General features: G+C 42.0%; 12 protein-coding genes. 11 read left to right on the top strand and 1 reads right to left on the bottom strand.

The genetic code is table 11. The annotated features are described in order from the left end of the window. Nucleotides 1-58 precede the first annotated feature (58 nt). The 8 genes from NYP65_RS04555 to nucS all read left to right on the top strand — a co-directional run bounded on the left by NYP65_RS04555 (nucleotide 59) and on the right by nucS (nucleotide 9,386). A complete protein-coding gene (locus NYP65_RS04555; RefSeq protein WP_004131083.1) occupies nucleotides 59-823 on the top strand; it encodes an aspartate kinase in 765 nt (254 codons plus the stop codon). Nucleotides 824-966: 143 nt separating this feature from the next. After that, on the top strand, nucleotides 967-1,536 hold the full coding sequence (locus tag NYP65_RS04550) for an ACT domain-containing protein (protein ID WP_032819130.1): 570 nt from the start codon (nucleotides 967-969) through the stop codon (nucleotides 1,534-1,536). Nucleotides 1,537-1,567: 31 nt separating this feature from the next. After that, nucleotides 1,568-2,635, top strand: coding sequence for an aspartate-semialdehyde dehydrogenase (locus tag NYP65_RS04545; protein WP_473410784.1), 1,068 nt, complete (start codon nucleotides 1,568-1,570; stop codon nucleotides 2,633-2,635). A 51-nt stretch (nucleotides 2,636-2,686) separates the two neighbouring features. Next, complete coding sequence (locus NYP65_RS04540; protein WP_004131086.1) at nucleotides 2,687-3,307, top strand: DUF5701 family protein; 621 nt, start codon at nucleotides 2,687-2,689, stop codon at nucleotides 3,305-3,307. A gap of 84 nt (nucleotides 3,308-3,391) precedes the next feature. Then, entirely contained in the window at nucleotides 3,392-4,093 is a 702-nt protein-coding gene (locus NYP65_RS04535; protein WP_473410681.1) for an ABC transporter ATP-binding protein, read from the top strand. A 21-nt stretch (nucleotides 4,094-4,114) separates the two neighbouring features. Beyond that, complete coding sequence (locus NYP65_RS04530) at nucleotides 4,115-6,931, top strand: ABC transporter permease (protein WP_473410680.1); 2,817 nt, start codon at nucleotides 4,115-4,117, stop codon at nucleotides 6,929-6,931. A 112-nt stretch (nucleotides 6,932-7,043) separates the two neighbouring features. Continuing rightward, nucleotides 7,044-8,516, top strand: a complete 1,473-nt coding sequence (locus NYP65_RS04525; RefSeq protein WP_473410679.1) for an amino acid permease — start codon at nucleotides 7,044-7,046, stop codon at nucleotides 8,514-8,516. A gap of 75 nt (nucleotides 8,517-8,591) precedes the next feature. Next, nucleotides 8,592-9,386, top strand: a complete 795-nt coding sequence (gene nucS, locus NYP65_RS04520; RefSeq protein WP_004131090.1) for an endonuclease NucS — start codon at nucleotides 8,592-8,594, stop codon at nucleotides 9,384-9,386. A gap of 99 nt (nucleotides 9,387-9,485) precedes the next feature. Here nucS and NYP65_RS04515 read toward each other — a convergent pair whose 3' ends face one another. Then, entirely contained in the window at nucleotides 9,486-10,853 is a 1,368-nt protein-coding gene (locus NYP65_RS04515; RefSeq protein WP_415702687.1) for an ATP-binding protein, read from the bottom strand. 256 nt (nucleotides 10,854-11,109) lie between these two features. On the opposite strand from NYP65_RS04515, the gene NYP65_RS04510 reads away from it, so the two are divergent. From NYP65_RS04510 to upp, 3 genes are all read left to right on the top strand, one after another. After that, nucleotides 11,110-12,318, top strand: a complete 1,209-nt coding sequence (locus tag NYP65_RS04510) for an NUDIX hydrolase (protein ID WP_473410678.1) — start codon at nucleotides 11,110-11,112, stop codon at nucleotides 12,316-12,318. 46 nt (nucleotides 12,319-12,364) lie between these two features. Then, on the top strand, nucleotides 12,365-13,027 hold the full coding sequence (locus NYP65_RS04505; RefSeq protein ID WP_004114101.1) for a hypothetical protein: 663 nt from the start codon (nucleotides 12,365-12,367) through the stop codon (nucleotides 13,025-13,027). Between the two features lie 297 nt (nucleotides 13,028-13,324). Next, entirely contained in the window at nucleotides 13,325-13,963 is a 639-nt protein-coding gene (upp, locus tag NYP65_RS04500) for a uracil phosphoribosyltransferase (protein WP_004114100.1), read from the top strand. Nucleotides 13,964-14,038: the final 75 nt, after the last annotated feature.

Here is a 14,038-nt window from a genome sequence, read left to right as displayed (position 1 = left end):
ATTAGTTCTTCTAACGCGCGTGCTTTAGAAGCATAACAGCTGAACATAAGGGGTTAAAGTGGCTCTTATAGTGCAGAAATACGGCGGTTCGTCTGTAGAAGACACGGACGCAATTCAGCGCGTAGCAAAAAGGATTCTCGACACAAAAGCTGCTGGAAACGACGTTGCGGTTGTTGTTTCGGCTATGGGAGATACAACAGACAATCTTATTGACCAAGCAATGAGTGTAAACGCACATCCGCCTGCCAGAGAGATGGATATGCTTATGACTGCAGGCGAGCGCATTTCTATGAGCCTTCTGGCAATGGCGATTCACGCGCAAGGCTCGCACGCATACTCTTTTACAGGGTCGCAAGCTGGTTTTATGACAGACGCGCAATTTGGAGCGGCGCATATTCGCGCTGTTAAGCCAGATCGCGTTCAACACGCGCTTAAAAAAGGCAGTGTTGCTATTGTTGCAGGATTCCAAGGAATCAGCGAAATTGGCGACGACACAACGCTTGGCCGAGGCGGCTCAGATACTTCTGCAGTGGCGCTGGCTGTAGCTTTGGGCGCAGATATTTGCGAGATTTACACAGACGTTGATGGCGTTTTTACAGCAGACCCTAGAATTGTTCCAACAGCAAAGCGAATCCCCGTTATTGACTACGATTCAATGCTAGAGATGTCGTCTTGTGGATCGCGCGTTTTGGCTTTGCGATGCGTTGAATATGCACAACGATTTAGTATGCCATTGCATGTTCGCAGCTCGTTTTCTCACAGAAATGGCACTTTGGTTGTTCCTAATGGCGTAGATCCAAAAAGTCTGCCAAATCTAAGCTAATTATTTATTAAAAATATAGGCATAATACACAAAAATAAAACACAAAATAAAACACACAAAATAAGACGAAACGTAAGACACAGTAAATAAGCAGAAGCAATAGACAGAAGGCGGCAAAAATGGCAAATACAATAGCAAATAAAATGACAAATGTAGATATTCGCTCCACAATGGGCGATTTATTCCCAGACTTAGGACCAGAAACTCCTGTAATTTCTGGCGTTGCACACGATAGAAGCGAGTCCATGATTACTCTTAGAGGCGTGCCAGACAAGCCTGGAAACGCAGCAAAAGTGTTTACGACTCTTGCTACAGCAAACGTTAACATAGACATGATTGCTCAGGCAAGCGCATCTACCGAGACGGCAGACATATCTCTTACAGCTCCAAGCTCGGCTTTGGACGCCGTTTGCAAGGTTTTGCAGGGCGCGCGCGGAGAATTGCAATTTACGTCTATGGATGTGGACCCTTCTGTTGGAAAAGTCGCAGTTGTTGGCGTTGGAATGAAAACTTATTCTGGTCTTGCAGCCACCTTCTTTACAGCGCTAAGCAATCACGGAATTAATATTCTTATGATTTCTACATCCGAGATTCGCATTGCGGCGATTGTTCCAGTAAAGCAGCTCGACGAGGCGGTTCGCGCACTTCACACGGCTTACGGATTGGACGCAAGCAAAGTCGAAGCTGTTGTTTATGGAGGAAGCGGGCGCTGATCGCGCAAAATCGCAAAATAAGGGAGACAAAATGGCAATTATAAGCAACACAGGCGTAAACCTTGCGGTTTTAGGTGCCACTGGCCAAGTTGGAATGGTTATGCGCCGCGTATTAGACGAGCGCGATTTTCCAATTAAAAACTTGCGATTTTTGGCTTCCGCGCACTCTGCTGGAACCGTTTTGAACTATCGCGGCAAAGATGTTGTTGTAGAAGACGTAGAAAAAGCAGATTTAAGCGGAATTGACATTGCGATTTTCTCTGCAGGCGGCGGAACATCCAAAGTGTGGGCGCCGCGATTTGCGGATGCTGGCGCAATAGTAATCGACAACTCTTCTCAATGGCGTATGCATAACGATGTGCCTCTTGTAGTTGCAGAAGTAAATCCGCAAGATTTGAACGATATTCCGCGTGGGATTGTTGCTAATCCAAATTGCACAACAATGGCGTGCATGCCTGTTCTAAAACCACTTTCTGACGCTTTTGGCTTAAAACGACTTATTGTATCTTCTTACCAGGCGGTTTCGGGAGCTGGCAGAGCTGGCGCGTTGCAACTTATGAACGAAGCGCAAGCGGCTTTAGATCAGGGCGCAGATAAGCTTGTGTTTGATGGAGATGCGATTGATTTTCCGAAACCAACAAAAGTTGCGCGCACAATCGCATTCAACGTTGTGCCATTTATTGGCGCGATTGTTGATGACGGATCGCAAGAAACCGACGAGGAGCAAAAGCTTCGCAACGAAAGTCGTAAGATTTTGCACTTGCCAAAGCTTGCAGCGAGTTGCACATGCGTGCGCGTGGGCGTTTTTACGGGTCACGGAATGAGCATTAATGCCGAATTTGAGCACGATGTAACTCCATATATGGCTCGCGAAGTGCTAAAATCAGCCCCCGGCGTTGCACTAGACGATATTCCTACTCCGCAACTTGCTGCAGGAAAGTCTGCAAGCTACGTTGGCCGCATTCGCCAAGATCAAGCGGTTGATGGAAAACACGGATTAGCAATGTTTATTACAAACGACAATCTTCGCAAGGGCGCTGCTCTTAACGCTGTGCAATTGGCGGAAATCGTAGCTAAAAAGCGCGGATTTGCGTATTAATAAAGCCAAGTCGCACTCGCGATTGTAGAAAATTTTACGTAAAATATAACTATGTCTATTGCTTCGCAAGAAATACAAAAGCAGCTTGACCGCATTGTTGCCCTTGGCTACCCAGATGTTGCAGATATGAGTGCAGCGGCGTTCCGCGCTTTAGCATTGCCACTTATTCGCGCGCTTGAGCAAAGCGATTTGGGAACAAACATTCTTCTTGTGCCTACTCGCGAGCTGGTTTCGCCAGAATCCTTGATTTCTAGAACTAGCATTGAGAGAATGGCCGGTTTTACAACAATGCCACCTCGAGATATAGCTAGTTTCTTGCCTCAAGATGGTTTTGAGCCTCCAGAAGGACCATTTTACCTTGCGATTGACCCGCATACGGGCACATCGTATTTGAATCGTGAGCCAGATGTTGCCAGAAAGCTTATAGACTCCGACGAGCGCCTTCCTTTAACTTTAGAAGAAGGATTAGCGATTGCAACGCAGCATCCTGATTGGCTTGAAAGCAAAAATGGCTTTAATCTTTTAGGCTCAAAAAGCTCCGATGGAAGGGTTCCAAGTATTTGGATAAGTCAAGGAGCCGCACGTCTTGGCGCTGTTTGGCCAAATTCAAGGCACACTTGGCTTGGAAACGCATATTGCACAGCAAGGCGTGGCGTATCACTATTCCAATAAATAGAATTAAATATTAACCGAATAAATTAAAATTAAACATTAATAGCGAAAGCACAATTAAGTAGTCAGTAAGCAAGGAGTATTGTGGCGTACATAACTTTTGATCATGTTGTAAAAGAGTATCCATCTGGCTCAAGTGTTGTGCGCGCGCTAAATGATGCTAGTTTTACTGCCGAACGCGGTAAACTCACCGTAATATTAGGCGCTTCGGGTGCAGGTAAAACTACAGCATTGAATATTTTAGGTGGCATGGATACAGCAACAAGCGGTAGTGTAACTGTTGGTGATTTAAATATTACAAAGTTAAATGGCCGCGGATTAGTAAAGTATCGAAGAGAAGATATTGGCTTTGTTTTTCAATTCTATAATCTTGTTCCAAACTTGACTGCATTAGAAAATGTGGAGCTTGCTTCACAAATTTGCTCAGATCATTTTGATCCAGCACAAACGCTTATTGACGTAGGTTTGGAAAAAAGACTTAATAATTTTCCAGCACAACTTTCTGGAGGCGAACAGCAGCGAGTTTCTATTGCACGCGCACTTGCTAAAAAACCTAAGTTGCTTTTATGCGATGAGCCTACGGGTGCGTTAGATTACGAAACTGGAAAAGCTGTTTTGCAATTATTGCAAGATATTTGCCAAAAAGAAGGAATGACGGTTCTTATTATTACACATAATGCTGCACTTGCTCCTATGGCTCATAAGGTTGTGAGATTCCATTCTGGAAAAGTTATAAGCGAAACAGTGCAAGAAAATCCTACGGCAATTGCAGATATTGAGTGGTGATTTGTAGAGTGGTGATTTGTAGTGAGTATTGAGACTGTAAAATCTAAGAAAATCAAGCGCAAAATTGCGATTCGCAATAAGCGCACACACTCTATTTTGCCAATAGTTTTTATTAGCGCTGTAAGAATGTGGATTCACGAATGGCGTCGCTTTTGCATACTAGCAGTTATAGCAATGCTTGGTGTTGCTGTTATGACTGGCATTTATGCAGGATGCAACGATATGCTTCTTGGAGCAGATGACACTTACTCTAAGCTCAAAGCTTACGATTTACAAATCGTTTCCACTCTTGGATTGACTAAAAACGATGTTAAATCAATCAAAAAATTGCCATTTGTTAGTGAAGCAGAGGCAGAAAAGTCTTTTAAAGCTACTGCTCATCCTTCAAATAATGCCGACTCATCTTATGCAATGAACGTTGTGCAATATAATCACGATTCTAAAAAGCTAAATCGAGTACATTTGCTTAGTGGCAATATGCCAACAAATAATCGTCAAGCTGTAGTAACTGAGCGATTTTTGCACGATAGTGGGTTGCGCGTTGGTAGCACACTGTTTTTGAGTATGCAACAGAACGCTAATCATGCTAATCAAAATAATCAAAATAATTCGTCTAATCAACCGAATCAAAATCAAAAATATAAGCTTCTAATCACAGGAAGCGTGCTAGACATAAACGATTTAGACAATCCAAAAGGGTATCAATCAAAAGCTTTCCGCAATTCTGTAATATCTCGCTACCCAATTTTTACCTCTGCGATTACTGAAAACACAAATAATCTTCCATACACGTCTATTTCTGTGCGCCTAGATGAGACTCAACGAGTTAACGATTTTTCACAAAAGTATCGCGCAATTGTGGCAAATGCTTCAAACCAAATTAAAAATGGCGTGCAAAATGATTGCGAAGAAGCGCGTACAAATCAAGTTATAGAAGACCAAACTAATCAAAAAGTAGATCAAACTATAGCCAACATGCCAATGCTTAAAAACGCTCCCAACTCGGTTTTAGCTAAGGCTCGTGCGCAAATTTACGCAAAAATTAAGACAGAAGTAAAAAAGAATGTTCCTAAAGCAAAATGGTATATTACTACTCGCATATCAAACGGGAGCTATACTCGCTTGCGTTCTGATGTTGCCTCAATTCAGTCACTTGGATATGCCTTCCCAGTGCTTTTTCTTGTAGTAGCAATGATGATGAGCCTTACATCCATGGCAAGAATGGTAGAAGAAGAGCGAGGGCTAATTGGAACGTACTTAAGCTTAGGGTATGGTCGTTGCGCAGCAATAACAAGGCACGCTTTCTTTGCGATTTTTGCATGCTTTATAGGTGGTGGAATAGGCGATATTCTAGGATTCTTAGCGATTCCATCTTTACTACTTAAGATTTTGCGCGGATTGTACACAGTTCCTGGAGTTGTTTTGCGATACGACTGGCTTTACGGCTCGCTTTGTGTGCTCGCGTTTGTAATACCAGTTGCAATATGCACAATAATCGTAAGCTGGAGGGAGACAAGGCAAGTTCCAGCGGCATTATTGCGTCCAAAATCTCCAAAAGCTGGAGCACGCGTGATTCTTGAACGATTACCTTTTATTTGGAATCGTCTAAGCTTCCTAAACAAAGTATCTATAAGAAATCTAGCTCGTTTTAAAAGCAGATTATTTATGACGATTGGTGGCGTAGCTGGTTGCACGGCATTAATCGTATGTGCTTTAGCGTTAAACGATACTGTAGCAACTCTTGGAATACGCCAATATGACGGAATTTATCACTACGATATGATTTCTATTTCTACTCCAGATGCATTCCAGAATATGAAGAAAAGCGTGCAAAAAGATAAATCCAACAATCTTGTTGATGCCATTTTGCCTGCCTACATTAGCTCTGGAGAAATCGCAAAAAGCAATGCGAATAATGGTAATTCTAATGGTAAATCTAATAGTAAATCTAACAGCAAATCTAATAGCAAATCACATAATAGCAGCGTTGAAGATTCCGAAAGCGTGCAAATCGTAGTTGTTAAAGATTCGGCAACGTTGTCTAAAATGATTCGCCTTCAAGATGTTAACAATAATTTGCAAAATATTTCGCTTGATGACTCGGGTCCGCTTCTTTCACAAAGCGCATCATCATCGCTGGGCATTTCGAGTGGAGACTACATTACAATAACCAACTCAAGTTTTAAGCGTGCAAAAGTGAAGTTGCGCGCAATTGTGCGTAATCTTATTGGTTCAAACATTTATATGACTTCTCGTTGCTATGAAAGAATATTCGGTTTTAAAGATGGGAAAAATGTTAAGAATAATGCACTAATGATGCGCCTTCGCGGAGATGATGACGCAAAAATGCGTTACGCAGATCAATTTGCAAACAGAAGCGGCATTCTAGCTGTTATGAGCATTACGCGCATGAAACATTCGTTTAGCTTCGATTTAATGAATGCTGTTGTAGCGCTTATAGTAACTTTGGCTGCTGGCTTAGCATTAGCCGTGCTATTCACGTTAGCAAGCACAAATATTTCGGAGCGCTCGCGAGAGATGGCAACGCTAAAAGTTCTTGGATTCTACCGTAGAGAAGTTCACGCTTACGTGCATAAGGAGATGCTTACTCTTACTTTAATTGGTATTCTAGTTGGTTTACCACTAGGAAGACTAGTTGCTGGCTTGCTAACAAACGCCTTGCGAATGCCAGCACTGTATTTTGAAGTCGAGGTATCTTGGCTAAGCTATGCGATTGCTGGCTTTGCAACGCTAATCTTTGCTTTGATTGTTCAATGGTCAACCAATCCCGCATTGGACCGCATTGACCCTGTAAGTTCGCTTAAAAGTGTGGAATAATCCTATATGCGTTAAAAAATGTTTAACAATAATTCAAATAATATAAATAATCCAATATTTAAGGGTTCCTATAAAATTGAAAGCTCACGTCTAAAAGAATGGAGTTATAGCAATGAGTGATATTGACCAAACTAACAATGGTCACACTAACAAGATGGAGCGCAGCCTTACAAAAAGACACGTTCAATTCATTGCTATAGGTGGAACAATCGGCACTGGCCTATTCTTAGGCTCGGGCAAATCCATTAGTCTTACAGGCCCAAGCATTATGTTTGTGTACATAATTGTTGGCCTAATCATGTTTTTGCTTATGCGTGGCATTGGCGAACTCATGTATAAAGACCCAAACCAGCACACTTTTATTAGCTTTATTACACGATATTTAGGTAAAGGCTGGGGCGATTTTGCAGGATGGTCGTATTGGATAGTACTTGTGCTTATTGGAATGAGTGAGATTACAGCAGTTAGCACGTATTGCGTTACTTTCTTCCAAACTTTTGGCATAGACGTTAGCAGCTGGAAATGGCTTATAGAAGTAGCGTTTTTGGCTGCTTTAGTGTGCATAAATCTGGTTGCTGTAAAGCTGTTTGGAGAAACAGAGTTTTGGTTCTCAATGATTAAAATCACGCTGATTGTGGCTCTTATTGTAACTGCTGCAGTTATGGTTATTATTGGCTACCATTACCCTGCAACGGAGATTAGTGGCGTTGCAAATCCTGCAGGTCACGCAGGCTTTGACAATATTTTCAACAACTTCTCGCTTATGCCAAATGGATGGCTGGCATTTTTGATGAGCTTCCAAATGGTGTTCTACGCATACCAGCTTATTGAGTTTGTAGGCGTTACAGTATCGGAAACCAAGAATCCTCGCCAAGTTTTGCCAAAGGCGATTAATGAAATCATTATGCGAATCTTGATTTTCTACGTGGGAGCGCTTGCTTCAATCATGCTGATTGTTCCTTGGCAACAATTTAAAGCTACCGATTCTAAAGGCGTTTATATGTCTCCGTTTATTATGGTTTTCCACTATGCGGGGCTTCATTGGGCTTCGGCGCTTGTGTTCTTTGTTGTTATTACGGCAGCGTCTTCTGCGCTTAATTCGCTGCTTTATTCTGCAGGAAGACACATGTATCAAATTGCGTTAGAATCTAATTCTCCTGTTCTTTCGCATTTGCGCAAAGTTTCGCGCACTAAGGTTCCTGCGCGAGCAATCATTTTTTCTGCTGCACTAATCCTTTTCTCGCCGATTATTAACTCGATTCCTGGAGTGCATGGCGCGTTTATTGTGTTTGCTTCTGCGTCTTCGGCAGTAATAATCATGATTTACATCTTGATTATGGTTACGCACAGAAAGTACCGCGCTTCGGCTGATTTTATGCCAGACGGATTTGTTATGCCGCACTATAAGTTGCTTAATTCGCTAACGATTGCATTCTTTGTGTTTGTGTACATAACGCTGTTTATTAGCGAAGACACTCGCGGATCTGCGATTGGCGGCCTTATTTGGCTCTTGCTTTTTGGAGGCTATTGCGCGTTGCATCAGCGCTGGCAAAATCGCGATTTAGCGGAAGCTTTGTGCAGATAGTTACGCGATTTAGCGGAAGTTTTGGGTAGATAGTTTTTGTGCAGATAGTTACGCGATTTATGCTACGCTTTTTGTGTGCGAATTATTGTTGCGGATTGTAGTGCAAAATACACGGGTAGGCTTAACGCAAGTCTTCCAACAGCTAAGCGCGTTTTGCTTATTAAAGAAGACGGAAGCGTGCTTATTTTTTCGGAGATTGGCTCTTATAAACCACTAAATTGGATGGTTGCTCCGTGCACGATGCACGTTGAGAAGGATTCTGGCGATTCTGAAGAATCTGATAGTGAATCTGGCGAATCTGGCGAATCTGAATTAGATAGCGAATCTAATGAATCTAGCGAAGAATCTAATACCGTGTCTAATGCCGAATCTGTTTTTGCAAATGGAACTGTTCTAAAAATCGCAGCAAAAAAGGGCAACGACATACTTCGCATAGTTTTGCAACACGTTTATAGCGATTCTTCCTACGATTTAGGCGAAGACCCAGGTCTTGTTAAAGACGGCGTGGAAGAGCATTTACAGCATTACTTAGCAGAGCAAATTGAACGCATTGGCAAAGGCGCAAAGCTTGTTCGCCGCGAATACCCTACTGCGATTGGACCAGTGGATATTATGGCTAAGGATTCTAACGGCGTTCACGTTGCTATTGAGATCAAGCGAAATGGCGGCATTGACGGCGTTGAGCAGCTTACGCGATATTGCGAGTTGCTAAACCGCGACCCACTTCTTAAGCCCGTTCGCGGAATTTTTGCAGCGCAAACGATTAGTCCACAAGCACGCGTTCTTGCGCAAGATAGAGGATTTACTTGCCTTATTTTGGATTATGACGATATGCGCGGTGCTGATTCAAACGAGCTGCGACTTTTTTAGGCATACTCACGAATCGCTATCCTAGCGCATCCACACAGTTACGCATCCACACATCCACACAGTCCGCATCCACACAGTCACGTCATACAGTCACAGTCACTAAATCTCAAGCGTTCCAGCAGCCAAATCGCCAGCAACAAACGTCATAAAATAAAATGGCATAGTCGCGATTTTCTGATTTGCATCATAGCCATAATTATTTTTAGAAACTTTTATTGCAAACTCAAACTTGTTGTGCATTGCAAACTTATTTAAAGAATTAAGAGTTCCTCTGCCTTTTTTAACATCAATCGGAAAAAGCTTGTTATTTGATTCAACTATAAATTCCAATTCCGAATCCGATTTTCCACGCCAATAAAACAGATTTAAACCATTTGCACTAAGTTCATTCGCAACGTAATTCTCAAAGAAAATTCCAGATAGAGTATTGTCTCTTTCGTTTGAAATAAAAGATGCTGCATTTATGGCACTTTGATACGAGAACATGCCAATATCGCACAAAAATAGTCGGAAATTACTTTCGTTCTCTTGCATAAGCGGCATGGTTATATGCTCTTTGAGTTGGAATGACTGATTAACAATATGGGTCATAAGCAGCCACTGAATGGACGTAGCAAAATCTCTAGTTCTACTATCTTTTTTAATAAGACCAGCTGAAAAGTTTTTTGATTCCTTGTTAAGCTCTCTAAAAATATTCTCAAATAAAAGTCGAGATCTTAAAATCGATTCGCTACTTGCTTGATACAACTCCATATCTGCAAGATAATTGTCATAAAGCGAGCGCAAAATCTCACGCGATTCTAGTAAATCTTTACGTTCAATATATGCTTCTACTGCTTCTGGCATACCTCCAATCAGCAAATATTTATACACCTCGCTTAACGCAAGATTATGTATTTCGGCAGAAAGCGCTTGCTTAGAATCATAAGCTTCACGCACCTTAGAATATAAAAGACTGTTATTGTTTAGTAGGAACTCACCAAAAGTCATTGGATAGATTGTTATCTGGTCAATTTTGCCTACTGGAAAGAGGAATTGACCAACTGCTGATTTAGACGAATTTTGCTTGTGAGCTTCGCGATGCAATTTGATTCGCACCATTGAACCCGTTGCAATTACGTGAATTTTTCTAAAATCTTGGCAAAAATATTTAAGCGACGAAATAATATTTGGGCATTCTTGGATCTCGTCAAAAATCAGCAAAGTACCTTCATCTATAGCCTTGGAAAATCGCAAAGACAAGTATTCTATAATTTTTTCTGCGTTTGCTGTGCTTTCGCAAAAGTTACGAACCTCATCTTCTTTTTTAAGATCGATGTAAATATAGCTATTTTTATAATACTTTTCTGCAAATAGATCTTTTACTAGATACGTTTTGCCAACCTGACGCGCACCCCATATTATTAGTGGCTTGCGATTTGGTTTACTATTCCAGGCGATTAATTTTTGTAATGCTAGTCGTTTCATGGCTTACTCTTTTTAATGTTGATATTACAACGATTATAGCATTATTTGCCAGTTTTGGGATGTTTTTTGAGTAATTATTTGCCAGTTTTAGGATATTTTTTACGCAATAATTTGCCAGTTTTAGGATATTTGGAAGATTAGCAAACAATAACAACACTTTTGCTACGCACGTTTATGCCAGTCATGCCTGCGTACAAAATATAAAACATTAAAGCACAACTAAAAGTTACAAAAGAAAAACGCTAAAATAGTGAATATGAGTGCAACAGTAGCGAAGAGATATGTTGAAGCAGCTGGCGGTATTATCTACCGCTTGCGCAAAACTGCTAGCAAAGAAAGCAAGTCAAGCAATCCGAACATCACAAATCCAAATAAAGATTTCGGTAATGTTGGCAGCGAATCCAACGCTTGTAATCAAGTGTTAAACGAAAGCAACATAGAACTTTGCCTTGTTTACCGCCCAAAATACAACGATTGGAGCTGGCCAAAAGGTAAGAACGAAGCCCATGAATCGCATCGTCACACTGCTGTGCGCGAAGTTGGCGAAGAAACAGGATACGCGGTTACACTGGGGCCGCACATTGCGCAAATCGAGTATCCACTCGAAAACGAAGGCAAAAAATCAATCTCAAAAAGCGGTGCGAAAAACAGTTCACAAAACAACAACAAAACAGAAGTAGTTAAGCGAATTCACTACTGGATGATGCGCGAAATAGACGAGAATGCCGCAATGAAGCGACTACCAGCATTTGGTCCAATAAAACCAGCAAAACCTACTGAAATTGGCAATGTTATATGGCTTACTCCTTCTAAAGCTCGCAAAAAACTCACACACGATAGCGATAGAAAAGTTTTAGATGCTTTTCTTGAAAAGCTACACGCTAGTCAAACTGAATATAAGACATTGATACTAGTACGACATGGAAAAGCTGAATCACGTAAATCATGGCAAGGCAGCGAAGCAACTCGTCCAATCACTCCTCTTGGATCTGCAGCATCCTACGCTCTAGGTCGTGAGCTTGCTTGCTATGCTCCAAATCGAATTGTCTCGTCACCTTGGAAACGTTGCGTGGAAACTGTTGCAACTTTTGCACACGATTCTTCTCTTTCTATAGAACAGATTGCGGAACTTACTGAAGACCATCATGAGGATAAACCAAAATCTACATTATCTGTTCTTATAAGTGAAATACAAAATCTTGATTGCAACGCACAAAACACACAAAACGCAAAAAACACAGAAGCAAATATTAACAATTCAACAGTTATGTGTTTGCATCGCCCTATTATCGGCACTTTCTTTGACTATTTGCGAGGAATCACAAAACCGCGAGCACATAAACGTATACTTAGCCAAAAATCTCCATACATGCCTACTGGTAGCGCAATAGTTTTGCATATTAGCAATACTTCTAAAGGCGCTCGCATTATTGATATTGAAAAGGTGTTACCAATTGTCTACTAGCCTTAATTCACAATCGAGTTCTATCCATTCGAGCAGATCTGCTTTTATGCCAAGTCCAATAGGTGCAAGTCGCCCAAGCAGACCTGCACAAATGGATCCTGCAATGCTCGCGCAAATTGAAGGCGGCACAGATCCACAAATTGTAAACGAAATCAGCCACACTTCAGCAGCAGTTCTGCTTAACCGCGTGCATAAAACACAATCTCCAGAGATTGTGGAACGCGTACTGAATTTGGTTGAGAATGAGGGTATTGAGGTCATCGCAGACTTGTGGAGTCAAGCGCAACCAGATTCGCTTCCTGGAATGCTTTTTAGGCTATATTTGCTTAGGGAGTCTTTGCGTAAGCAGCGAGAAGCATATGCGGAGTATTGGAATCTTGGAGAACCCTCTGCAACTAGCGCTTCCGCAATTACTGGAATTGACGAATCTCCTACAGGAGAAGATATTGCGCGACTCGCGGATTCTATTCTTTCTGGTGCTTTTACGGGCGATTTTGCTGTTGCTCTATATCGAGCTTCTGCGTTTACTGCGATTATTTCGTGCGGAATGCGTTCTTACGCGAAAAAATTAACACAGAAGATGAACGATTCCAAAAGAGATGATTCACAGCGTCTTGCTAGCGTTTTGCACAAATCCGCAAACATGCATGCACTTTCCTTATGCTTCGCTAATGGAGCTAAATTGTGGAGACTTGGAAAACTCGATTAGTTTATTTGTTATCACACTGCGTTTATTTGTTATACAACAGCGCGGCGCGCTGAAATCTAAAAGCATGTATACTCGGGAAGTGACGCTGGCTTGTGTTTAAGCCCCGGGCTCCATTTTTTGCCGCTGCGAGCGGCGTTTGCGCCGACAGGCGCTTTCGCAAGTCAGCGTTTTTAAGTATGTTTTAATTTTCCAGCAATTCACAAAATTCAACCTTCATTAACACTTGTTTATATTTTTTCTAAATAGTCACGGCACGCCGATAGCTTAACATGCCGCACTTGCACTAATCTAGAAGGTATGGATCTTCATGTTTTACATCATCCGCTGGTGGACCACAAGCTCACCGTTTTGCGTGATAAGAATACACCTTCTAACATTTTCCGCGAGTTAGTTTCCGAATTGGTAACTCTCGAAGCATACGAAGCAACCCGCAATTTGGAAGTTAGCGATCGCGAGATTGAAACTCCTATTTGCAAGATGACTGGCAAGCATTTGAACCGCCCACGCCCAATGGTTGTGCCAGTTTTGCGCGCAGGTTTGGGTATGCTTGACGGCATGACTCGCCTTCTTCCAACCGCTGAGGTTGGATTCCTTGGTATGAAGCGCGACGAGCAGACTCTCGACATCGTCACTTATGCTAACCGTTTGCCAGAAGATTTGACTGGTCGTCAGTGCTTCTTACTGGACCCAATGCTTGCCACTGGTGGCACTCTTATTGCGGCTACGCACTATTTGGCTGAGCGCGGCGCTAAGGATGTTACTGCTATTAACATTTTGGCAGCTCCAGAAGGCTTGGAACGCCTGGAGAAGGAGATTGATCCTTCTATTGACTTTAAGGTTGTTGTTTGCGCTGTTGATGAGCACTTAAACGACAAGGCTTATATCGTTCCTGGTCTTGGCGATGCTGGCGATCGCTTGTATGGTTTAATTGATTAATAGTTACTAACCGAATCAAACGAAAACTAGAATCAAAAACTAGAATTTAAAACCACAAAATAGCCTGCTGTTTTG

The sequence above is a fragment of the Gardnerella sp. c12Ub_1 genome, assembly GCF_055804375.1.
This window is presented reverse-complemented; position numbering and strand designations above follow the sequence as displayed.